Below are 23,445 nucleotides of genomic sequence, written 5' to 3'. Positions count from 1 at the left end.
TCCCGGAAACTAATTTCCCATACTTACAACACAGGCAACCTCCATGAGGCTGCACGGACTTCCTTTTGCCTAAAACGAACATATTATGTGTGTAAAAATCAAACAATCACGCCCCACCACCATCATCTGGCTCTTGCTGTTGCTCTGGCAACTGATGGCCGGAAACGCACTGGCGCAAAACCCGCGCCCTGCCGCCATTGGCCTCATCAAAAATGAAAGTAATGAAAGCCTGCCCGGTGTGATGGTGAAAATGGAGAATGCAGACCATAAAGTATTAGCCACCACCGTCACCAATGAAAAAGGCATCTTTACATTTGCTAAACTGCCTGCTGGCGGCCCCTATCATTTCGTGTTATCACAAATGGGTTATACCACCGACACGCTGCGCGGATATATGATCAACGACTCCAGCAAATTGTCTTTATCGGTGGTCCTGAAAAAAAAAGTAGAAGAGTTAAGCCAGGTGCTGGTAACGGCACTGGGCATTAAAAGAGAAAAGAAAGCCCTGGGGTATTCTGTGGAAGAACTGGGCGGCAAGGAATTTAACCGCGTAACACAGGAAAACCTGCTCAACTCCATGTCGGGAAAAGTGGCCGGCGTTACCATCAACTCCACCGGTACCACCGGGTCGTCTGTAAGCATGATCATACGCGGCGCTACCTCCCTCAGCAGCGATAACCAGCCGCTATTTGTAGTAGACGGCGTACCCGTAGCCAACACGGTGAACAACATCAGCCAGATCGGTAAAGATAACATGGTGGATTATGGCAATGCCATTTCCGATATCAACCCCGATAATATTGAAAGCGTTACCATCCTGAAAGGCCCCAGCGCCGCCGCATTGTATGGCTCCCGCGCGGCCAACGGCGTAGTACTCATCACCACCAAAACAGGCAGAAAAGTTAATACGGTAACCGTTGATGCGTATGTAAACTCCGTATTCGATATTCCCTATAAATACCTGAACTGGCAAACGAAATTCGGCTCCGGTCAACTGGCAGGTATTCCTTTCTCCCGCAGTGGCAACCTGCTCACCAATCCATTCGGCACTATCATCCAGGAAAATGTGGATGGCACCTTCGGCGCCGAACTGGATATGGGTTATGAAGAAGTGCAGTGGAACAGTCCCCTCGATGCAAACGGCAAAAAAATACCGATGCCGTTGGTGTCGCACAAAGATAACGTGAAGAATTTCGTGAACACCGGCATCACTACCATTGCCGGTGCTTCTGTTGCCAATAACAACGATAAGATCTCCTATCGCATTTCCTATGCAAACATGTCGAACAAAGGAATTATTCCTAATACCGATCTCTATAAAAATACGCTGAGCCTGAACTCCGGCCTGCAGGTAAACTCAAAGCTGAGTTTAAGTACCAATATTGATTTCAGCCGCAACAACTCCAACAACCGCGCTGCCGGCGACCGTGGCGCCAACCCGCTGCAGGCGGTATACAGCGTTTCCCCGCACATTGATATACGCGACCTGGCAAACTACTGGATGCCCGGGCAGGAAGGATTACAGCAACGCACCCAATATAACGGCGTGTTTAATAATCCTTACTTCCTCGCGTATGAAGTAAAGAACGGATTTGTGAGAGACCGGTTGTTTGGTAATATCCGGGCCGACTGGAAAATACTGCCGTCCCTTACTTTTATGGCGCGGTATGCACTGGATACCTACGGCGAAAAAAGAGAAACCAAAATTTCCAACAGCTACCTGAATAATCCCGGTGGCGCCTATGGCATCATCAACCTCGATAACTACGAGCGGAATATGGATGTATTGCTTACCTATAAAAAAGCCATTCATCATTTCGATGTTTCCGTTTCTGCCGGTGGTAATATGCGCTACCAGACAGGCAGCAACGTTACCACCTCTACGAAGGACGGTACCGGTCTTAATACGCCCGGCGTATATACCATCCAGAATATTTCTCCTGCCAACCTCAACTTCTACAGCAGCACTTTTGAAAAAGGTGTGAACAGTCTTTACGGCATGCTGAACATAGGATACAAAGGAATGGCGTACCTGGATGTAACCGGCCGTACCGATTGGTCCAGCACCCTCCCTGATGCCGCTTCCTACTTTTATCCGTCGGCCTCACTGAGTGTGCTGCTGAATGAAATGGCGCACATCACCTCTACCAATATCAATATGATCAAATTAAGAGGCAGCGCAGGTAGGTAACGATGCTTCTCCTTACCAGCTGGTGGCTACTTTGGGCAGTGTGGGCGCCTGGGGAAACATTCCGCAGCTCACCACTTTCGGGACTTTGCTGAATCCTTTCCTGAAACCCGAAATCGCTACGTCGTATGAAGGCGGTGTGGATATTAATCTATTTCAGAACCGCCTGCATTTTTCAGGCACCTATTATATCGTTGAAAACAAAAACCAGATCTTCAGTCCTAAAACACCTCCTTCTTCGGGCTACTCTTCCCGCAGCATCAACGCGGGTTTGCTCAGGAGCAGGGGCATTGAATTAACGCTCGGCGGCACACCGGTACAAACCAGGAACTGGAGATGGGATGTGGACTTTAACTTCACCCGCAACAGAACCCGCATCATTTCCCTGCCGGATGATATGCCTTATTATACCCTTTGGGAAGAAGGAAAAGGCGGCGCCTGGACCTATGTGGGAGAAGATATCGGCGACATCTACGATGCACAGCTGGTAACCGTTACAGACAAATCGTCCCCTTACTACGGTTATCCTATATTAGATAACACCGGTAAATGGCAAAGTATAGATGCCATCAATACAAAAAATAAGATCGGCAATTTTAACCCCGACTTTATCATGGGTTTTCAGACGTCCATCTCCTATAAAAGTTTTACACTGAGTATGACGTTCGACTGGCGGAATGGCGGTGACTTTGTATCGCAAACCTACCGTTACGGAGAAGAACATGGCAACTCCCAGCTGTTCCTCGACAAGCTCACCGACCCCGGCACTATGAAAGGCCAGGAACTGCGCGATTACCTGGTGAGTCACCAGGATCAACTGGTAATCCCCACCGGCAATAACTTCCCGCTGGTAGGCGGTCCTACGCCGGAATACAATAGTTTTCCTTTTACTTATGGTCCGTATGTGCTGCCTTATGGCGGCGTATTTATTCCGGGTGTAAGGGCAAAAGGATACGACAGCAACGGTAACCCCACCGGCTATCTTGAAAACCTTGGTAACGATGGCACCCTCACGCTTCCTTATGCAGGCAGTACCGCCTGGTCGTTTACAAGGGCGTTCTTATTCCCTGCATCTTACCTGAAGCTGAGAGAAGTGTCGCTTACCTATGCGCTGCCGCAGCGACTGATCAGTACCGCGAAATTGCAGCGCGCCAGCTTCTCTGTATACAGCCGGAATATTATCCTGTGGACTGCCGCCAAAATCGGCATTGATCCCGAAAACGCCTATCAGCCTTCTACCGCTGTACAGGGCTCGGGCATGCAGTTCAAGCAGGGTATTGAAAGATACAATGTTACTCCCTGGGCTATCCCGGTGGGTGCAAAACTGAACGTCACCTTTTAAGTGTTCCTTTAATTCTGATATATGAAAACAGTGCGTAAATCTATTATACTCAGTATCGGATTTCTTTGTTTATCTGTTGCCTCCTGTAAAAAGGACCTGATCAGCATGAACGAAAATCCCAACGGCGCCAATCCGGTTACCATCAATCCTAACCTGGTGTTGTCTACGGTGCTCACCACCACAGGATTCCAGCTGGTATTCCTGGGCTACCAGGATATGGCCGGGGTGATGCAGCACACGCAAAAAGATGGCTGGACGACCACCCACAATGAATACGACTGGTCCGGCTCCAACAGCTGGACAGGGTACTACGATGTGCTGCGGAACAACCAACTGGTATATAACCGCGGCGTGGAACTGAACAGTGAACTGCACCAGGGTGTGGCACTGGTGATGAAGTCATTGATCTTCGGCCTGATCACGGATCTCTGGGGCGATGCACCTTACACCTACGCCCTGCAGGGAGAAAAGGGCACACCCGAAACCACGCTCCCGGTATTTGATCCGCAGCAAACTATTTACATGGGAATACTCGCTGATCTTGAAAAAGCAAACACCCTGCTTTCAAAGCCTAAAAGCGCTTATTCCAACCCTATTGATGCCGTGGATGTGTATTACCAGGGCGACCCGGCGAAATGGCGTAAAATGGCCAATTCCCTCGCATTACGGTATTATATGCGCCTGTCTGAGAAGCTGCCCGCCATCGCAAAAGCCGGTATTGAAAAAATGGTAGCCGATCCCGCGCAATATCCTCTTATCCTCAGCATCGACGGCGCAGAAGATGCCACCATGTCGTTCCCCGGCAACAGCAATGCGGATTCCTGGCCCATGAATGTAGCCTACGACACCGACAGCAGCAACTACCGCCGGTTGAAGATGTGCAGCACATTTGTAAATGCCCTGCAATCCAGGCACGATCCAAGGCTGGGCGTATGGGCCAATAAAGTGCAGTGTTTTTTATTGGTAGATGATACCAAACCAGCCGGCACCGGCAACGTTTATAAAGCCACCGACACCGTGATAGCAGGAGAACCGCGGAAGGTAAGATACATTTCACCTGATGTGCTGGCCTCCAAAGGACTTACTGCAAATGATATTAACCAGGACGAAAATTACGTGGGGCTTCCTCCTGCTATTTCCGGCCCGGCGGTATATAATCTCAGTCCCGATGCCAGCCAGGCATCCAGGAACCCGCATGTATCCTGGCTCAACGACATCTACAAACAACCTAAAGGACCGCTGCTGAAAGCGAGGATCATCTCTGCATCAGAAGTACATTTTATTCTGGCGGAAGCGGCTGCCATAAAAGGATGGGCGGCCGGTGATGCGGAAGCGCATTACAACGCGGGCGTTCAGGCATCGCTCAATGTTTGGGGAGTAGCCGGCAGCACTGCCGCTTATCTCGCGCAGCCTTCCGTAAAATTCAATCATACGCAGGAACAGATCATTATACAGAAATGGATCGCCAGCTGGACTGCCGCCACCGAAGCCTGGGCGGATTATAAAAGAACAGGCTACCCGGTATTACAGGCCGGCCCGTATGCAAAAGGCCCCGTAGTACCGGTGCGACTGTACTATATGCTGGAAGAACGTAACCTGAATAAAGCAAACATGGAAGCAGCTGCCGGCCGGCTGGAAGTAACCACCTACTCGTCCTTTGGCGCCAATGGCACTAAAAATAGTCCGTGGTCGAAACCCTGGATCATCCAGGGCACCGGAAAACCCTGGTAATTTCTTATATTTCATCAACCCATAAAAAACAATTCTATCTGGATATGAAGCAACTCTTTTTAAATGCCGCCACTGCATTTGTACTCCTGCTAAGCCAGGCGAATACTTTTGCACAACAAACCGTAACACCTGCCAACGCGCTGAAAAGCTACCTGGACAACGGCGATACTTCGTTCAAATGGGAACTGAAGGATTCCTTCAACGTTACTAACGGCAAAGGCTATAACGTACTCCTTACTTCGCAGAAATGGCGGGAATACACCTGGACGCACCAGCTCACTATTTTTGTGCCCGATGAAATTAAATACGACGGTGCATTGCTGTTTATCACCGGCGGCTCCGTGAAAGATGGACTGCCTAACTGGAACGGCCCTACGGATGAACTGTACCAGCAGATGGGAAAAGTTGCCGCCGTGAATCACGCAGTAACAGCGGTATTACGGCAAACCCCCAATCAGCCGCTCTTTGGTAAACTAACAGAAGATGCGCTGATTTCATACACCCTTCACCAGTTTAAAAAAGATGGCGACTACAACTGGCCACTGCTCTTCCCGATGGTAAAAAGCGCTGTAAGAGCTATGGATGTAATCCAGGAGTTTGCAGACAAACAACTGAACCGCAAAGTGAATGGCTTTGTAGTATCCGGCGCGTCCAAACGCGGCTGGACCACCTGGCTCACCGGCGCCAACGATAAACGCGTGGTAGCCATTGCGCCCATGGTGATTGATGTGCTGAATATGCCGGTGAGCCTGGATTACCAGATCAAAACCTGGAAAGAATATAGTGTGCAGATAGAAGACTACGTGAAACTGGGTATCCCCCAAACGGCGCATACTACCGAAGGCATGGCCATCAATACGATGATTGATCCCTACTCCTACCGTAGCAGCCTGTCTATTCCTAAAATGATATTTATGGGCACCAATGATGAATACTGGGTAGTAGATAATATCAAAAATTACATCGACAGCATCCCCGGTAAGAATCTTATTAACTATGTACCCAATGCCGGTCATAACCTGGGCGATAAACAGCAGGCCTTCCAGGGACTCAGCGCCTTCTTCGGAATGACGCTGAGCAAGCAGCCCTACCCCGATTGCAGCTGGACTACCCGCACGCACAGCGGTAAAGTACAGCTTACGGCCAAAGCTACCTCCGACCGTTTACTGGATGTAATCCTGTGGTCGGCCAACTCTTCGGACCTGGATTTCCGCAACGACAAATGGGAATCCAAAAGCCTGGGAATGGCGCATCAGTCGAAAGTAAAAGTAACCACCACGCTGCCGCCAAATGGCTACCGTGCTTTTTACGTGGACCTGAAATACCAAAATGCCACCGGCGGTACCTACACCGTTAGTACACGTGTATTCGTTACCGATACTAAAGCCATTCTTTGATGAAATCAATGATATTACTGGCAGCTGCCTGCTGTCTCGCCATTAACGCCCTTGGCCAAACGCTGCCGGCTACACGAAATAAATTTGTGGTGGTAGCGCATCGTGGTAACCACGTGAGCGTGCCGGAAAATACCGTGGCAGCCATCGAAGAAACCATCCGCTGCGGGGCCGACTACGCCGAGCTGGATCTCCGCACCACCAAAGACGGGCAGCTGATCCTCCTGCACAACGCCACCGTGGATAAAATGACGGATGGCACCGGCAATGTAACGGACCTTACGCTGGCGGAGATCCAAAAACTGCAGGTGCGCAGTGCCGATGGAAAAGTATACCGGGTGCCTACTTTCGCAGAAGCATTAGAGGCATGTAAGGGTAAGCTGAACATCTACCTCGACTTTAAAGCCGCCGATGTGCCCGAAACCTGGAAACAACTACAGGCCGCCGGTATGGAAAAACAGGTGGTAGTATATCTCAATGAAAAAAAACAATACAAAGCGTGGAGGGAAACAGCGCCGGAAGTACCGCTGATGGCCAGTTTACCGGACGAAGTAAAAACACCGGAACAGCTGGAAGCCTTCCTGAAAAAAATTCGTATAGCCGTACTGGATAACATTACCGATCCTGCGATGTTGGCGGTTACCGGCAAATACAACACCGCGGTGTGGCTGGATGTACAGTCGCCCGATGAAGGCCCTGCCAGCTGGCAGGCAGCGATGAGCAAAGGAATACAGGGCGTGCAAACGGACCACCCGGATGCGCTGATCACCTGGCTGAAGCAATATCAATCTACAAAATAAAAAAGCAGGGGCGCCATTCAAGCGCCCCTGTAATTATTTAGTATTCCGCTTCTGCGAACGCCGGTTCTCCCATTACTTTCATAAACAACTCTTCATTCAGTAAATCCTTTACGGATTTAATAATAAAATCAGGCGAATAACCAAAATTCACGAGGTCGTCTTCATGTGTTACGCCTGATAAGGTGAGCACGGTAGTAAAGCCCATAGAGCCTGCACCAAGGATATCTGTTCCCATGGTATCGCCTATCATCACCGTTTCATCCGTAGTGAGCTGCAATGCTTTGCGCGCCATGCGCATCATCACGGGGCTGGGTTTCCCCACACTAAAGGCTTTGATGCCGCTGGCAAATTCCAGCATCGCTACCAGTGCGCCGCAACCTGCGCGGTATTTACCATCGCCCATGGGGCAGTTAGGATCAAGATTAGTGGCGATTAATTTGGCGCCTTTCATGATCATGTTGATCGCTTTATCAACGGATTCCAGCATGATCGTTCTGCCTTCTCCTATAATCACATAATCAGGCTGATCATCTACAATAGAATAGCCGGCATTGTAAAGTTCCGTCAATAACCCGCCTTCACCGATTACATACGCTGTACCGTTTTCTTTTTTGGAAGCCAGGTATCTTGCGGTAGCCATGGCACAGGTAAAAATATCTGTATCATTTACCTTAAAGCCCATCTTATTCAGCTTGTAACATACATCCCTGCTGGTTCTTTGGCTATTGTTGGTGAGGAACAGGAAAGGAAGGCCTTTATCTCTGAGACCATTAATAAATTCTACTGCACCGGGAATAGGTTCGCTGCCTTTGTAGATTACGCCATCCATGTCGATTAAAAATCCCTTTTTTTTCATAGCAATCAGATGTTAATGAACTGGTTTGTGATTCAATAAATTTCATGGAATGAATAAAGGCGGGAAACGGTATAGCCGCAGCGAAGCATCCGTAGAATTGGATAGCTTCCCCCTAAAGATAATAAAATAAATTAAAAACTTTTTTCTTTTTGTGAGAAGAACAACGGATCTATTGAATACCCTGTAAAAATAATTCCAGGTGATGATTGAAAATCTCCGGTTGTTCCATATTCGGCATATGCGAAGCGTCCTTTATTACAACGAGTTGCGCATTTTTGATACGCGCCTGCATTCCTTTCGCCACTTCCACGGGAGTAAACCCATCTTCTTCTCCCACTACAATTAATACCGGGCAATGGATATCCGGTAACAACCCGGTATGGTCCCTTCGCTCTGCCCTGCCCCGCTGCACCAGGGAGGCGCCCAACGGGTTTGTGTTCACCATCATATCGCGTAAATGTGCTACTACAGCAGATTTCCCTGCCATCGTTGCTTTACCGAGGAATTGATGCAGGTGTTGATCTGTATAAAACTGCATTCCTTTCGCCAACAGATCCTGTGATAACTGCAACCGCGCCTGGTAACTTTGCACACTCTCGGCTTTTGCATCGGTATCTGCCAGCACCAGGGCATGGCACAAATGCGGCGCTAACCGGTACAATTCAAAAAGTACCTGTCCGCCCATCGACAGCCCCACAAACGTGGCCTTCCTTATTTGCAGCGCCTCCAGCAAATGAATGATATCCAGCGCCACTTCATCCAGCAACGTCATCCCGGAAGGCATATCACTCTCCCCATATCCCCTGAGATCGGGCACAATCAGGCGATAGCCGTTTTTGAATACTGCCACCTGCTGATCCCACATGCTGCGGTTAAATGGCTGCCCATGGATAAACACGATCGTTTCCCCGCTCCCGTAATCATCGTATACTATATTGATTCCCCTTACCTTTAGGTGCTGCTTCATAATTAATGAGACTTTAGTCTCACGAAAGTAGTACCTTTATAGCTGAAATCAAATTTTAAAACCACGCATGGGCAAATTATCATTGGACGGAGGCAGGATTGCGCAAAAATTAAAAACACGGGAAGCCCTGATAGCAGTGGCCAACACACTCCTGTTACAAGGGAAAGACATCAGCGTGGAGTTGGTAGCCAAAGAAGCCGGCATCTCCAAAGCTACGGCCTACCGCTATTTCACCGGAACAGAAGTATTAAGAAGAGAAGCCTCCTTACAGCTGAAAGCCCAAACAAGCGACGACCTCTTTGCCAACATCCCCGAAAAAGACCTGGAAGCGCGCGTCAATAAACTGATCGATTACCATTTCGAACTCTTTACAAAAAATGAAACAGAGTTCAGGTTATTCCTCAGCTCCGTGATATCGGAATCCATTCATCCTAAAAGTGGTTATTCCAGGGCCGGCCGGCGTATTGTGCTCATAGAAGAAGCGCTCAAACCATTGCGGAAAACAATGGATTCCACGGCCTTCAGGCACATGGTAAATGCGTTGAGTATATTTTTCGGGATAGAATCTGTTACGATCCTGAAAGACCTGTGTAAACTGGATAATGAAGCGATATTGGAAACCTGGCGCTGGTCGGTGCACCGGATTGTTTTTGGGTGAGAAAGATCACACATTCACTTTCCCTTATCTATCTGCAGCAACCATTCACGCCAGTCTTTTGCTACCTGGTCCCAGTTAAAAATATCATAGTTGATGGAACCATCCGCATGCAGCGGGAAATAATTGTGTTCCGTTCCCCGGTAAACACGGAAGCTGAAGTTCTTCTTTTTTTGCCGGATCATTTCTACCCGTAAATACATTTCAAACGGCGCTATTGCATCTTTTGAACCATATGATACCAATACCGGGATTTTTAATTTTTCAAGATATTGTATAGGTGGTACCGAAAACTGGTAGGTTGTTTTGTGCGAATCACCTTTTGTACCCTCCATCTGCTCCGGATCATTCACCACGTTTTGCCAATGGACCATATCCTCTGTTGTTAAATCGGCGGAATCCTTCTCCAGCAACCTGTTGCGCTCAATAATGGTCATGATCCGTCCCAGGGGATTCCCGCCGGAATAGATCAATGCTGAAACGGCTTTGGTTTCCAATGCCAGCTTAGCCGCTATGGTACTTCCTTCGGAGTGACCCGCAATTACCAGCCCTTCTTTTGACACCCAATTTTGCCTGTTCAAAAACCGGATTACCTCTTTATTTCTTTCAACATAGTAATCCAGCAGATTCCGTTCCGTATATGCCCCTGGAAAGTTACCGGTACTGTCCTTGAAGGTATAACTATCGGACAGCGCCCGCTGATCAGTTATGAGTGGAATTCCTGGCTTACTGATAATAACCAGGTGATACTTATCTGTCAATACATCGGGATTAAAAACAAAAACATTTCCCACCTGGGTTTTTCCATTCGCGGTATAAGTGATCATCAGTGGAATTGGTAAACTTCCCTGGCAGAAGAGAAAAATGGGCTTTTTCTTATTCTCTTCCCCTGCCTTTGATTTTACCAGCATGTTCACCGTATCACCCTTATATAAAGTTTGGAGATGCGTGTACCCAAATAACTTTTCGCTTCCTTGCTGCGCCCGAAGCGCCAGCGGGAAAACAATTAAAAGCCAGCATGCTGATTTCACTATAAAAGAAGTCATATTAAACACCCCCCTCCGGCCGCTTCTCCGCGGCAATTACCAGCAAAGCTACAATAAGTATAAAACTATATTCGCATCCACCAGTACCGTGCTCGCCTACAAACCAACCGAGGGAAGCATGTATTAATACAATACCCACCAGTAACAACACGATAAAACCCGCTGCGAGCAATCGTGTATACCCGCCCAGCAGCAGCAACAGTCCGCCCGCAATTTCATAGGCAGTGATAGCCCATACCCATGCTACACCAACAGGCAGTCCCTTACTTTCCATGAACTCACCAAAACGGGGAATGGTACCATTACAGATCCGCACGATCGCATGTGCCAGGAATATAACAGCCACAGATATACGCAGTAGGAGTAACGATTGCTTCAGGGTCAGGAAAGGGAATTTTTGCATCAGGAGTGGTTATTATACAAATATAGAAAAGCGGCCGCCGGAAACAATACCTGTAAACCGGTATTTCTATTGCTTTGCAGGAGACACCGCTGCCGGCCGTTTACGGATAAAAAGAAAGCCCATTAATCCGCCCATAAAGCCCAGCCCTGCCGACAACCGCATAATAGTTCCATAAGCGGCAATAAAACCATCTTTATAAACTTTACGGATGGCCTGCTGGTGCGCGGGGTCAATATCCGCAGGCACGGATGCATTACCCAGGTTCACCGTTTGGGCTATCACTGCCTCCTGCTGCGCACCACTTAGTGGCAACGCATGGATTTCCCGCTGCACCGCTCCCGAAAAAAACAATACGGCCAGCGCACCAAAAATAGCATTGGCAAAAACACCGGCAATACGGGTAACGGCATTGTTTACACCAGAGGCAGTGCCGGATAAATGATCGCTCACCGACCCCATCACCGCGGCGGTTAACGGCGCCACCGTGATAGACATGCCAAGACCCAACCCCACAATGCCCGGGAAAAAAGTAGTCCAGTAATCGGCCGCGCCCTGTGTTTGTTTTACAAAAGACAACATCAGTAAGCCACCACCGGCAATACACGGACCCGCCACCAGGAATAAACGGGGACCATATTTATCGGCCAGGCTCCCCGCGAAACGCGCAATGACGATCATTAATACCGTAAAAGGCAAAAAGGTAAGCCCCGACTGGAGCTGGCTGTACCCCTGCACCTGCACCATGTTCAGCGAAAGGAACAGCATGCCTGCACCAAGACCGGCATACAAAAAGAACGTAAGCAGGTTGGTACCGGTAAAGGTTAAATTCTTAAACAGGTGAACCGGTAGCATAGGATGAGGGCTTTTGTTTTCTACCACGATAAAAACAATCAGCAATATGACGCCACCTGCAATAGTGCCATATACTTCCGGGTGACCGAAACCCAGCACCGGCATCCGCAGGAACCCAAAAGTGAGCAGCGCCAGTCCTGCCGCCGTAAGCACCGCGCCGGGATAATCGAGCCGCTGATCCCCTTCCGTTTCCCTGCTCTCGCTTACTTTCAATGCGAGGAATACCAGGGCCGCCACGCCAATGGGCACATTGATGAAAAAGATATACCGCCACAACCCGGCATCTGCCAGGGCGCCGCCGAGTATAGGCCCCCCCATGGTAACCAGCGTGGTGATGGCCGACCAGGTGCCAATAGCTTTCCCCCTTTCATTTTCATTAATGGAAGCAGTGATCAGGGACAGGCTTCCGGGAATCATCAATGCACCGCCAATACCCTGTATCATCCGGAAAATGATGAGCAGCGTGGCATTACCGGCAAACCCGCACGCGGCAGATCCCAGGATAAAAATAAAGATGCCGGCCATGAAAACTTTTTTGCGGCCAAGCCGGTCGCCCAACGTGCCGCCTATCAATATGAGAGAAGCCAGCATGAGCATATAGGCGTTTAACACCCAGAACAGCTCTGCCGCGGAGGCATTCAGATTGTGTTGCAGCGCAGGCAACACTACATTCAATGCAGTACCATCTATAAAAGCCATCGCAGAAGCGAGAATGGTGGTAACCATTACCCATCTGCCTTCGGAACTCCGGAGTGCTACGGTTGTCATGATAATCATTAACGTTCAACTGCTTAAAATGTTCCCTTCATCATCGATGTTCGTTTCCGGACACACCGATTACGCAAGCGGACATTTTACATGATAATAAGGAGCATAACGTTATCAATATCAATACTCCTGATGATTGGCATATTTTTCATGCTTTGGTTGTCAATCCCACACTTCCTGTTATGTTTAAAAGTTACATAAAAATTGCCTGGAGAAACCTGCTCCGCAACAAAGTATACGCTGCCATCAACGTCATTGGCCTTGGGCTTGGCATCAGCGCCTGCCTGGTGATCTTTCTCAGTGTTCACTTTGAACTGAGTTATGAAAACTTTCACCACGGCAAAGAAAATATTTACCGGATCGTGTCGCAGCTCAATTCCCCTGAACGCGGCGCCCGTAAAATGTCACGTGTGCCGGATTCAGCCCCGGAGGCCTTAACCAACAAATTTACAGGCGTTGAAACGCTCGCGGCTATTCATCCTATTTATCCCAAGGTCTCTGTTTATGGCAGCAACGGCGTGGTAAAGAAATTTGAAAACAGCGGCAAGCCCGATGTGTTGATTGCTTCTCCCGAATACTTCAGCGTATTTCAATATACCTGGCTGGCCGGCAATCCTGCCACCGCTTTACAGGAACCCCTTAAGGTGGTATTAACCGCCAGCAAAGCAGCTAAGTACTTCGGCGACCTGCCTGCCGAAAAATACCTGGGAAAAACCGTTCACTACAACGATTCTATCCCTTTAACAGTAGCGGGTATTGTGAAAGACCTGCCACGGAACAGTGATTTCCTCTTCAACGATTTTATTTCCTTTGCCTCGGCAAAGAACAGTCCGTTCGAAAACGAATTCGGGTTTGGTCAATGGGGTATGTTTGGTGGCACACAGGCCTATGTAAAACTGAATCCCGGCGCCGATACCGCACTGCTGAACAGGCAGCTGGCGGCCTTCGCCAGCGAACGGGTATTAGCCGAAACCGGGGAAAGCAAAGCCTTCCGGCTGCAGCCGTTGGCAGATATCCATTTCAACGGCGACTATACGGATGAATTCGGGCATAAGGCACACCTGCCTACGATGTACGGACTCATGGCCATTGCGTTATTTATACTGATCATTGCCGCCATCAACTTCATCAATCTGTCTACCGCCCAATCAGTGGAGCGGTCCAAGGAAATAGGGATCAGGAAAGTACTGGGCAGCAACAAACGAAGCCTGGTGGTGTATTTCCTTACGGAAACATTTCTCCTTACGGTAGCTGCTGTATTGTTGTCGCTTTTAGCAGTAAAACCTTTACTGGATATTTTCAGTTCGTTTATGCCTGACGGTGTGGCGTTGTATTTATTCAGCTGGCCTACCGTTGTGTTCCTGTTGCTGATTACACTGTTCACCACGCTGCTATCCGGGTTCTATCCTGCAAAAATATTGTCGTCGTTCAAGCCGGTGCAAAGTCTCAAAGGGAGCACCGGGGTAAAGGGAAACCAACGGGGATATCTTCGTATAGGCCTGGTAGTTTTCCAGTTTACCATCTCCCTGGTATTTATTATAGGCTCACTGGTGGTGAATAACCAGATCAGGTATATGCTGAACAAAGATCTTGGATTTACGAAAGATGCGATCATCACCTTTGACACTAACCGCGCATATGCCAAAACCCTTCCACGGGTATTGGCGGAGAAGATCCGGTTGCTGCCGCAGGTGGAAATGGTGAGCTTAAGCCAGGGCCCTCCTGCCGACAAAGGCCATTGGGGCACCGATCTTAAATACACCGGCAAAAACGAGTTGCGGGCAAATTGTCACCTGGAATTCGGCGATGAGAATTACCTGCCCCTTTACCAGCTGAAGCTGTTAGCCGGCAGGAACCTGCAGCCTTCAGATACCATGAAGGAAGTGCTGATCAATGAAACCTGCGCCAAAGCCTTAGGATTTAAAAACCCGGCAGATGCGGTCGGTAAATTTGTAGAGTCGGGCATGAGCGACGGGCCTTCACGGAAAATCATGCCCGTTGTTGGCGTACTGGCCGATTTTCATACCGTTGCACTCCGTGACCAGATCAAGCCTGTTTTCGTCACTTCTTCCCTGGATATCTGCCGGTTTGTAAATGTGAAGCTGTCGCTGGCCGGTTATACCGGCGCACAACTGCAACACACCATTGCTGATATACAGCGGGCATATGCCTCTGTATATCCCAACGAGAAATTCGACTACCATTTCTTTGACGATACCATCCGCAAATTTTACGAACGGGAACGGCAGATGGAACAACTGATGAACACCGGTATGACTATTGCCATCGTTATTTCCTGTCTTGGTTTATTTGGCCTCGCCGCCTTTACTGCCCGCCAGCGCACCAAAGAAATCGGTATCCGCAAGGTGCTGGGCGCCAGTGTAACAAACATTGCAACGCTGCTGAGCAGGGACTTCCTCCGGTATGTTTTCATTGCCGCCGTGCTGGCCGCTCCCATTGCCTGGTATGCCATGCACAAGTGGCTGCAGGGCTTTGCCTACAGCGCTCCTATCTCCTGGTGGATATTTGTGCTGGCCGGCATCATTGCCATGTTCGTTGCACTGGTAACGGTTAGTTTCCAATCGGTAAAAGCAGCGCTTGCCAATCCGGTGAAAAGCTTAAAAGCAGAATAGTCAAATGATCATTTAATTATGCCGGCAGATCGACCATCTTTATTTATCTTCATTGTACGATTTTCGCAAAGATGTCAGGCGCTAGATGAAAAAGACGATTCTAACAGTATTAATTTACTGCGGCATAATAGGCACACCCTGGAATGATCTGAGAGCACAGGCTTCCACTGAAAATACGCGGTTGTTCCGCTTTTACGAAGACAATGACTTCATTAACCTCAATGGTAATGGAACGGACCAGGCATATACCAATGGTACGCGGTTCGATTTGTTTTATACCCGGCCACAACCTCCCCGCTCCTTTCCCGACCGCTGGATGCCCAAAGCTGGCAAAGAAAGCATCAATACATATGGCTGGGGATTTATGCAGGTGATGTTTACGCCCAGGGATCTCCGGAAAGTGGTGCCGGTGCCGGGCGACTTTGCCTATGCCGGCGGATTGTTCATCACGCATACTATCCACTCCACTAATCCGGTCCGCAAATTCAACCTGCAAACGGAATGGTTTGCCGGTGTAATGGGTCCGTGGGCATTGGCAAAAGAAACCCAAACCATCGCCCATCGCATTCTCGGCTTTACCAGGCCCCGGGGATGGCGTAACCAGATCGGTAACAAAGTACTCCTGAATCTCAATCTCACGGCAGAGAAACAGGTAGCCGCCTATAAAAAAATAGCGGAGATAACAGCAGGTGGTCAGCTATATGCCGGTACCATGCTGAATGGTTTCGCGGCCTACTCTCTGATCAGGATTGGTAAAATGCTTCCTTACTATAACGGGTATATTACCCAATACGCCAACACAAAGCATTGGCAGCTCTATGCTATCATCCGGCCCGGTGTGGAGCTGATGTTCACTAATGCGCTCGTGAAAGGCGTAGCGCCCGTAGAAAGCCCGGGGCAGCCACCGCTTCCGGGTAACCGCCCTACATATGCGAACAATAAACTGTTAGCGGGGATAGACTGCGGAGTGGTGGCTGTATTCGGAAAGGCAGGCTTCTCTCTCACCCAGAAAACCATGTCGCCGGTGATTAACGGCATATCACATCACGAAGTAGGTAATATTTCTTTCTATCTTGCATGGTAACGGACAACCGACTTTCTGACCAATATTGCCGACTTATTAACCTTTGAAGGCAACTCAGATCAATGAAACTTTGCATTATGAAACTGGGACGGGGCGAGATATACAAACATGCGGAATTTATGCGTGAAAACGGCTTGCCGGAATCGCCGCATAATTTTGGCATCTCTATCTTCAATGATATGCACCTGGCTGATTTCGATAATATAAGAACAAACTTCAGATCTGATTTCACCACCATTTTATTGGTAAAGAAAGGAAAAATAACAGGCGCCTTAAACCGGGAAGAATTTACAATGAGCACCAACAGCTTGTTGCTGGCATCGCCCAGCAGCAACAAAAAGATGATCTCCATCGATAAAACCGCAGTCGTGTCTGTACTGAGCTTCACACTGGATTTCCTGGTTGCCATCGGAATGCCTCCCGCCAAAATGGAGCTGTATGATTATTTCACTACCAGGTACTCGCCACACTGGCGGCTTAATAAAGAAGATGCGCTTACCATTTCGGAACACTTAAACCAGCTGTCCGTCCGTGCGGACAACCTGTTGCATAAAGCGCCTTTTGCAAAGGAATTGCTGCACCATACCTTCTTCCTGCTGCTCTATGAACTGGCATCGCTCAGCACAAAATACCAGGAACAGAAAGCATCCAATATTTCAAGAAAGGAAAGTCTCGTGATCAGCTTTACCAACCTGGTACAGCTGCAGTTCAGGCACCAGCGCAACCTGCAGCAATATGCAGAACAACTGTTTGTAACGCCTAAATACCTAACGGAAACCGTGAAGGAAATGACAGGCAAAAATGCAGGTGAAGTGATCGACGACTTCGTGATGCTGGAGGCCAAACTCCTGCTTGATGATCCGAAACTCAGCATCTCCCAGGTAGCAGAACTGCTGCATTTCAGCGATCAGTCCTTCTTTGGTAAATTCTTCAAACGCCATACCGGCTACTCCCCTAAAGAGTTCCGCGCTATTCATCAATAAAGATTTTGTTACGACTAACAGTGTAACAGTTGTAGGTTTAAGGTACAGGCCGGGATACTCTTACCCGGCCTCTTCTTCTTCGTGTACCCATTACCGTTTGCATTAAAAAAACAAACCGACTTTCAGACCATCTTACCCGATTTATCAACCTTTTCCCGCGCTGTCATCTCCACTACTTTTGTATCCGCAAACTTGTATTTCATCATAGCAATAAAATCCGTTTATGTCAACGACGTTTAAACCAGTTTCCTTTTTTATCATGGCGGCAGTGCTTACCGCCTGTGGCAGCAAAGAAATAAAACAACCGCAGCAATCACCCGTGAAAGTGAACGTGTTTAAAGTGCAGAAAAGTGACATCGCGCGGGAGCTGGTTTACTCCGGCACCATAGAACCTGATAATACCGCGGAAATAGGATTTGCGGTAGCTGGCGTAGTAAATAATATTGCTGTGGAAGAAGGACAACTGGTAAAACAGGGACAGTTACTGGCATCGCTCGACGCCACGGAATACAGTAACGCACTCGCCATTGCCAACGCATCATTCGACCAGGCAGCAGATCTGTATGACCGCCTGAATGCACTCTATGAAAAGGGCAGTTTACCGGCGAAAGATTATATCGACATAAAAACAAAACTCGCACAGGCAAAAGCCAATAAACTGATCAGCGCCAAGCATATCTCCGACAGCCGCCTGTATGCTCCCATCGCCGGTATCATTACTGCCCGGAAAATTGAAAGAGGCAGCGCCGCCGCCCCCGGTGTTCCGGCCTTCACCATCATCAAAACAGATATGGTGTATGCAAAAGTAACGGTGCCGGAAAGCGAAGTGGGCGTATTGAAACAAGGTGCCAACGCCATGGTATTTATTCCTACGCTGAACGACAGCACTTCCGGAAAAATCACGATCATCAATCCACAGGCAGATGCCACTTCCCGTACGTACAGTGTCAAAATAAAACTGAACAATCAACAGGGACAACTCCTTCCCGGCATGCTGGCCTCCATAAAAATGAGTACCGGCAGTACGGTAAATGCACTCACCATCCCCGCCACCGCTATAGTAAGGGATGCAGACGATATCACCTATGTGTTTATCACCAACGCACAAAATAAAGCTGTGCGCAAACGTATCACGGTGGGTGCTCTCACGGGCAGGAATGAAGTAGTGGTAACAACAGGATTAAATGGCGGCGAACAGGTTGTTACCGCCGGGCAGACCAACCTGAAAGACGGTACCGCCATCAGCCTGTAGCATTAAACAATTTTTTACGTAGTCCGACAATCCTGGAAGAATGAAAAAAAGAAAGATCAGCTTCATTGAAGCTGCCATGCGATACAAGCAGGTAACCATTGTGGTAACCGTGTTGCTGCTCCTGCTGGGCACCTACTCCCTGCTGAATATGCCGCGCTCCGAGAATCCGAAGATAGATATGCCCGTAGCAATGGTATACGCATTTTACCCCGGGGCAGATGAAATACAAATGGAAAAACAGGTTACCAATAAAATAGAACAATACCTGTTTTCTTTTGAAGAAGTAAATAAAACAAAAACAAAGTCACAAACAAAAGACGGCCAGGTTTTCATCACCGTGGAATTACACACCAGCATCAAAGACCGGAAAAAATTCTGGAGCACCCTGCAGCATGGCCTCAACACCGTTGCCAGGCAAACGCTTCCCGCCGGTGTAATAGGCCCTGTGGTGAATAGTAATTTTGGAGATGTAACGGCACAAATCATTACGGTATCCTCTGATCAACGCAATTATGCCGAGATAGAAAAGTACCTGGATAAAATAGAAGACGGGCTCAAAATCATTCCGGAAGTGTCCAAAATAAACAGGTCCGGCGGCCAGAAGCAACAACTATATGTTACCATCGATGATCAGAAGATGCAGCAGTATGGTTTTGACCTGTCAACTATTATCCGCACCCTGCAAACGCAAAATGTAACCGGCTACTCAGGGGAAATGACCATCAGCTCCAATACCTTCCCGGTATTCACCAACAGCCAGTATAAAACGGAAGCAGACATTGCATCGCAGATCATTTACACCACGCCGCAAGGCACGGTGGTGCGGCTTAAAGACGTGGCGAAAATTGAACGCCGCTTTGAAGAACCTTCTTCGTTTATCCGTATAGGTAACGACAAGGTAATGATGCTCGCAATAGAAATGCAGCCGGGCAACAACATTGTGCAGTTCGGTCATATTGTACAGGATAAACTGAAAGAGATCCAGCGGGATTTCCCGGAAGATGTAAAAATAACCACCATCGTAAACCAGCCGGAAGTGGTGGATGAAAGTATCCGCCACTTTATGAAGGAGTTTGGGCTGGCTATCGCTTCCGTGATCATTGTGGTAATGCTGCTGTTGCCCTTGCGCGTGGCAGCCGTATCTTCCCTCGCCGCACCCGTCTCTATCCTCATCACATTCGGCCTGATCAACATTATGGGTATAGAACTGCACCAGGTAACGCTTGCCGCGCTCATCATTGTGTTGGGCATGGTGGTAGATAATGCCATTGTTGTGGTAGACAATTATATTGAGAAACTGGATGAAGACATCACACCGTGGACCGCTGCCTGGCAGGCAGCGAAACAATTATCACTGCCCATTTTCACCGCAACGCTGGCTATTATTTTCGCCTTCGCGCCACTGGCATTGTTCATGAACGGCATCTCCAAAGATTTCATTGCCGCCCTGCCGGTAACCATAGCAGTAGCATTGATCACCTCTATGGCGGTAGCCCTGCTGTTAACACCATACACCTGTTATGTATTTATCAAGAAAGGGCTGAAGCATAAAGTAAGTACCACCAAACAAAGAAAAAGCCTGCTGGATCGTTTACAGAATACCTTTAACAAAGGTATCGAACTGGCTTTCCGCTTCCCGAAAACAACCGTGGGCATCGCCGCAGGCGCCATCGTATTATCGCTGGTGCTGGCAGGAAAAGTAAAACAGGAGTTCTTCCCGCTCAGCGAAAGCAAACAGTTTAACGCCGAAATATGGATGGCCAACGGCACCTCCCTCGAAGAAACAGAACGCGTGGTAAAGCTGGTGGAACAGGAACTGCAAAAAGACAAGCGCGTAACGGGCATTGCCAGCTTTGTAGGCAGCAGCTCTCCCCGGTTCAACGTTACCTATGCGCCGGAAATGCCCCGCAGGAACTTCGCGCAGGTATTTATCACCACTTCCGGTAACGACGCTACCAACGACCTCGTAAAGGAATACCTGCCAAAGTTTGAAGGGTTTGTGCCTAACGGCTACATCCGGCTGCGGCAACTGAGCATGCAGGAAGGTTCTCCACTGGCGGTACGCATCATAGGCGAAGATCTCCATGATCAGAAGCGTGTTGCCGCACAGGTAACAGAAATCCTCCGGCATACGCAGGGCGCCAACTGGGTACGCTCCGATTATGAAGATGATTACTTAGGTGTAAGCCTGAAAATAAAAGAAGATGCCGCCGCCAGGCTGGGTGTTTCCAACCAGCTGATCACACAAACCATCGGCGCCGGCCTGAAAGGCTACGCCGTATCACAGATATGGGAAGGCGACAAACCCGTGGATATTTTCCTCCGGCTGGATGCCAGTAACAGGAAAGAATTCAGTGACCTCAGCAACCTTCATCTTATCAGCATGTATGGCAGCAAGGTACCATTGAAAGAAGTAGCAGCACTCACGCCTTCCTGGCATACCGGCGTAATAGCCCACAGGAACGGTATCCGTACCCTCACGGTACTGTCTGAAGCACAAATGGGCGTAATGGCCTCCGAAATACTGAAGAAAGCGCAACCGGAAATCGAAAAGCTGCAGCTGCCGCCGGGCATCAGCATACAATACGGCGGTGATGCAGAATCGTCCGGCGAAAATGCCCCCGGCATGGCCACGGCATTAGGCACCAGCCTGATCCTGATCCTGCTTACGTTGCTTTTCCAGTTTAAAACCTTTGGGAAAACGCTGATCATCCTGGCTACATTCCCGCTCAGTTTACTGGGCGCCTTCCTCGGCCTGTACCTCACCGGTAATCCAATGGGCATGACTGCCTTCATGGGTATCATCAGCCTCATAGGCATCGTAGTGCGCAATGGTATTATCCTCGTAGACTATGCCGATGAACTGATACGCGACCACGGCTATACGATAAAAGCCGCCGCACTCGGCGCAGCCAAACGGCGTATGCGGCCCATCTTCCTCACATCGGCGGCAGCGGCTATTGGCGTGTTGCCCATGATCATCGGGAAATCGCCGCTGTGGGCGCCGTTGGGCAGCGTACTGGCATCGGGATTAATTGTATCAATGGTGCTCACCCTGTTTGTGATACCGGTGCTCTATTATCTTTTTGTAAGACCCGCTCCGGAAGCTGCAGAAGCGCCTGATGCTGCCGTAGAAATCATGTACAAACCGGCGCACTAATTTATCCATACTGCGGTGGCAGGAATATTTATAAAACAACAGCAATGAAACTAAGATCCATATACATCATAATGGCGGTACTGGCAGCGAATGTGACAATAGCACAAACACCGGTACTATCCATAGCAGACTGCCAGCGGATGGCGCTGGAACAGAATAAAAAAATAAAGGCCGCGCAATTTGAAATCAATGCAGCCCAGGCGGCGCTGAAATCCGCGGAAGCCGGCGCCTACCCTTCTATCGACGGGTCGGTAATGAGCGCATATCTCGGCAAACCTATCGGCGGCGCGCTGAATGGAGCCATCCCCAAGTATTTTGCCACCGGCTCCGTTACGGCTACACAACCCATTTACGCAGGCGGAAAAATCCGCGCCGGCAAAGCTGCCGCCTCGAAAAGTATCAGCATCCGGGAAAATCAGAAAGCCCTTACTTCGGCAGAAGTACTCCTGAATGTAAATAAAGCCTACTGGCAGATTGTACAAGCCAATGAAAAAATAATCCTCGCCCGCAGGTACCAGGATATGCTGACAGCCTTGCAAAAAGAATTAAAAAATTCCTTCGACGCAGGACTCATCTATAAAAATGACCTGCTCCGCGTAGAAGTAAATCTCAATGAAGCAGCCCTGAACCTCTCCCAGGCGGAAGACGGCTTTGTACTCGCAAAGCTCTCCCTGGCACAGATCACAGGCATGGCGGGCAATACCTCTTTTGCGGTAGCTGATTCAGTTACGGGCGACTTTAATGAGCTAACCATACAGGAATGGCAAACCTCCGCTGACAAACGTCCGGAAATAAAGCTGCTTAAAAACTCGCTGGAAGCAGAAGAGCTGCAGAAAAAAATACTGAAGGGCGATCTGCTCCCCACCATTGGCGTTAGCGCCGCTGGTCTTGCCGCCGCAGGGAAAGGCGTAAATATCAGCAACGGCAATAATTTCATGGGCTCATACTATGGCCTTGCCAGCGTCAGCATCCCTATTTTCGACTGGGGTAAAAAAGCCAATAAAGTAAAAGAACAATCCTTTAAGATCGCCGCACAACAGCAGCAACTGGAGGAAACACAGGAACTGATCAGCATTGAAGTACAACAGGCCTATCTCGCCCTTAATCAATCTGTCAGAAAAATAAGTAAATCGCTCCTCTCCCTCACCCAGGCAGAGGAAAACCTTAAACTGGCCAACGACCGGCTCAAAGCCGGCACTATCACCGGTAAAGATGTGCAGGAAGCACAGGCCATCTGGCAACAGGCATACAGCAGTATTATCGACAGCAAAGTGGAATATAAGATCAATGAAGCGACTTATAAAAAAGCAACCGGCGCCCTGCAGTAATCA

General features: G+C 48.9%; 17 protein-coding genes. 12 read left to right on the top strand and 5 right to left on the bottom strand.

The genetic code is table 11. The features are described 5' to 3' along the window. The first annotated feature begins 85 nt into the window (after window positions 1-85). The 5 genes from AB6805_RS16320 to AB6805_RS16300 are packed head-to-tail and all read left to right on the top strand — an operon-like array spanning window position 86 to window position 7,455. Complete coding sequence (locus AB6805_RS16320; protein ID WP_370910500.1) at window positions 86-2,191, top strand: TonB-dependent receptor plug domain-containing protein; 2,106 nt, start codon at window positions 86-88, stop codon at window positions 2,189-2,191. A gap of 22 nt (window positions 2,192-2,213) precedes the next feature. Beyond that, window positions 2,214-3,530 (top strand): hypothetical protein, encoded by a 1,317-nt coding sequence (locus AB6805_RS16315; RefSeq protein WP_370910499.1) that lies wholly within the window; start codon window positions 2,214-2,216, stop codon window positions 3,528-3,530. A gap of 21 nt (window positions 3,531-3,551) precedes the next feature. Further along, the gene (locus AB6805_RS16310; protein ID WP_370910498.1) at window positions 3,552-5,261 is read left to right on the top strand and encodes a SusD/RagB family nutrient-binding outer membrane lipoprotein; all 1,710 of its coding nucleotides are present in this window, start codon (window positions 3,552-3,554) and stop codon (window positions 5,259-5,261) included. Between the two features lie 44 nt (window positions 5,262-5,305). Beyond that, window positions 5,306-6,658: a PhoPQ-activated pathogenicity-related family protein gene (locus tag AB6805_RS16305; protein WP_370910497.1), complete on the top strand. Its 1,353-nt coding sequence runs from the start codon at window positions 5,306-5,308 to the stop codon at window positions 6,656-6,658. Next, window positions 6,658-7,455 (top strand): glycerophosphodiester phosphodiesterase family protein, encoded by a 798-nt coding sequence (locus AB6805_RS16300; RefSeq protein WP_370910496.1) that lies wholly within the window; start codon window positions 6,658-6,660, stop codon window positions 7,453-7,455. The genes AB6805_RS16305 and AB6805_RS16300 overlap by 1 nt, the downstream gene beginning before the upstream one ends. A 37-nt stretch (window positions 7,456-7,492) precedes the next feature. On the opposite strand, the gene AB6805_RS16295 is transcribed toward AB6805_RS16300, so the two are convergent. Then, complete coding sequence (locus tag AB6805_RS16295; protein ID WP_370910495.1) at window positions 7,493-8,311, bottom strand: HAD-IIA family hydrolase; 819 nt, start codon at window positions 8,309-8,311, stop codon at window positions 7,493-7,495. 169 nt (window positions 8,312-8,480) lie between these two features. Next, window positions 8,481-9,278 carry an alpha/beta fold hydrolase gene (locus tag AB6805_RS16290; protein ID WP_370910494.1) on the bottom strand — a complete coding sequence of 266 codons (798 nt, stop codon included), beginning with the start codon at window positions 9,276-9,278 and terminating at the stop codon, window positions 8,481-8,483. Window positions 9,279-9,345: 67 nt separating this feature from the next. On the opposite strand from AB6805_RS16290, the gene AB6805_RS16285 reads away from it, so the two are divergent. Further along, window positions 9,346-9,936 carry a TetR/AcrR family transcriptional regulator gene (locus AB6805_RS16285; protein ID WP_370910493.1) on the top strand — a complete coding sequence of 197 codons (591 nt, stop codon included), beginning with the start codon at window positions 9,346-9,348 and terminating at the stop codon, window positions 9,934-9,936. A 14-nt stretch (window positions 9,937-9,950) separates the two neighbouring features. Here the strand turns inward: AB6805_RS16285 and AB6805_RS16280 are convergent, their stop codons facing one another. From AB6805_RS16280 to AB6805_RS16270, 3 genes are all read right to left on the bottom strand, one after another. Beyond that, window positions 9,951-10,964, bottom strand: coding sequence for an alpha/beta hydrolase family protein (locus AB6805_RS16280; protein WP_370910492.1), 1,014 nt, complete (start codon window positions 10,962-10,964; stop codon window positions 9,951-9,953). Between the two features lie 16 nt (window positions 10,965-10,980). Beyond that, entirely contained in the window at window positions 10,981-11,382 is a 402-nt protein-coding gene (locus AB6805_RS16275) for a DoxX family protein (RefSeq protein WP_370910491.1), read from the bottom strand. A gap of 66 nt (window positions 11,383-11,448) precedes the next feature. After that, on the bottom strand, window positions 11,449-13,002 hold the full coding sequence (locus tag AB6805_RS16270) for an MFS transporter (protein WP_370910490.1): 1,554 nt from the start codon (window positions 13,000-13,002) through the stop codon (window positions 11,449-11,451). A gap of 182 nt (window positions 13,003-13,184) precedes the next feature. Here AB6805_RS16270 and AB6805_RS16265 point away from each other — a divergent pair, with 182 nt between their 5' ends. The 6 genes from AB6805_RS16265 (at window position 13,185) to AB6805_RS16240 (ending at window position 23,442) form a co-directional block, all read left to right on the top strand. Continuing rightward, complete coding sequence (locus AB6805_RS16265) at window positions 13,185-15,635, top strand: ABC transporter permease (protein WP_370910489.1); 2,451 nt, start codon at window positions 13,185-13,187, stop codon at window positions 15,633-15,635. An 85-nt stretch (window positions 15,636-15,720) separates the two neighbouring features. Further along, the gene (locus AB6805_RS16260; protein WP_370910488.1) at window positions 15,721-16,719 is read left to right on the top strand and encodes a lipid A-modifier LpxR family protein; all 999 of its coding nucleotides are present in this window, start codon (window positions 15,721-15,723) and stop codon (window positions 16,717-16,719) included. Window positions 16,720-16,796: 77 nt separating this feature from the next. Further along, window positions 16,797-17,702: a helix-turn-helix domain-containing protein gene (locus AB6805_RS16255; RefSeq protein ID WP_370910487.1), complete on the top strand. Its 906-nt coding sequence runs from the start codon at window positions 16,797-16,799 to the stop codon at window positions 17,700-17,702. A gap of 223 nt (window positions 17,703-17,925) precedes the next feature. Next, on the top strand, window positions 17,926-18,954 hold the full coding sequence (locus tag AB6805_RS16250) for an efflux RND transporter periplasmic adaptor subunit (protein WP_370910486.1): 1,029 nt from the start codon (window positions 17,926-17,928) through the stop codon (window positions 18,952-18,954). 40 nt (window positions 18,955-18,994) lie between these two features. Then, entirely contained in the window at window positions 18,995-22,114 is a 3,120-nt protein-coding gene (locus AB6805_RS16245; RefSeq protein WP_370910485.1) for an efflux RND transporter permease subunit, read from the top strand. A gap of 44 nt (window positions 22,115-22,158) precedes the next feature. Continuing rightward, complete coding sequence (locus AB6805_RS16240) at window positions 22,159-23,442, top strand: TolC family protein (RefSeq protein WP_370910484.1); 1,284 nt, start codon at window positions 22,159-22,161, stop codon at window positions 23,440-23,442. Window positions 23,443-23,445 lie beyond the last annotated feature (3 nt).

It is taken from the genome of Chitinophaga sp. RCC_12, from assembly GCF_041360695.1.
Classification (GTDB): domain Bacteria; phylum Bacteroidota; class Bacteroidia; order Chitinophagales; family Chitinophagaceae; genus Chitinophaga.
This window is presented reverse-complemented; position numbering and strand designations above follow the sequence as displayed.

What these genes read in the sequence shown, in the direction of transcription:
- AB6805_RS16320 (WP_370910500.1), top strand. Translation starts at nt 86, where the DNA reads ATGTGTGTAAAAATCAAACAATCACGCCCCACCACCATCATCTGGCTC.
- AB6805_RS16310 (WP_370910498.1), top strand. Translation starts at nt 3,552, where the DNA reads ATGAAAACAGTGCGTAAATCTATTATACTCAGTATCGGATTTCTTTGT.
- AB6805_RS16305 (WP_370910497.1), top strand. Translation starts at nt 5,306, where the DNA reads ATGAAGCAACTCTTTTTAAATGCCGCCACTGCATTTGTACTCCTGCTA.
- AB6805_RS16300 (WP_370910496.1), top strand. Translation starts at nt 6,658, where the DNA reads ATGAAATCAATGATATTACTGGCAGCTGCCTGCTGTCTCGCCATTAAC.
- AB6805_RS16295 (WP_370910495.1), bottom strand. Translation starts at nt 8,311, where the DNA reads ATGAAAAAAAAGGGATTTTTAATCGACATGGATGGCGTAATCTACAAA.
- AB6805_RS16290 (WP_370910494.1), bottom strand. Translation starts at nt 9,278, where the DNA reads ATGAAGCAGCACCTAAAGGTAAGGGGAATCAATATAGTATACGATGAT.
- AB6805_RS16285 (WP_370910493.1), top strand. Translation starts at nt 9,346, where the DNA reads ATGGGCAAATTATCATTGGACGGAGGCAGGATTGCGCAAAAATTAAAA.
- AB6805_RS16275 (WP_370910491.1), bottom strand. Translation starts at nt 11,382, where the DNA reads ATGCAAAAATTCCCTTTCCTGACCCTGAAGCAATCGTTACTCCTACTG.
- AB6805_RS16270 (WP_370910490.1), bottom strand. Translation starts at nt 13,002, where the DNA reads ATGACAACCGTAGCACTCCGGAGTTCCGAAGGCAGATGGGTAATGGTT.
- AB6805_RS16265 (WP_370910489.1), top strand. Translation starts at nt 13,185, where the DNA reads ATGTTTAAAAGTTACATAAAAATTGCCTGGAGAAACCTGCTCCGCAAC.
- AB6805_RS16260 (WP_370910488.1), top strand. Translation starts at nt 15,721, where the DNA reads ATGAAAAAGACGATTCTAACAGTATTAATTTACTGCGGCATAATAGGC.
- AB6805_RS16255 (WP_370910487.1), top strand. Translation starts at nt 16,797, where the DNA reads ATGAAACTGGGACGGGGCGAGATATACAAACATGCGGAATTTATGCGT.
- AB6805_RS16250 (WP_370910486.1), top strand. Translation starts at nt 17,926, where the DNA reads ATGTCAACGACGTTTAAACCAGTTTCCTTTTTTATCATGGCGGCAGTG.
- AB6805_RS16245 (WP_370910485.1), top strand. Translation starts at nt 18,995, where the DNA reads ATGAAAAAAAGAAAGATCAGCTTCATTGAAGCTGCCATGCGATACAAG.
- AB6805_RS16240 (WP_370910484.1), top strand. Translation starts at nt 22,159, where the DNA reads ATGAAACTAAGATCCATATACATCATAATGGCGGTACTGGCAGCGAAT.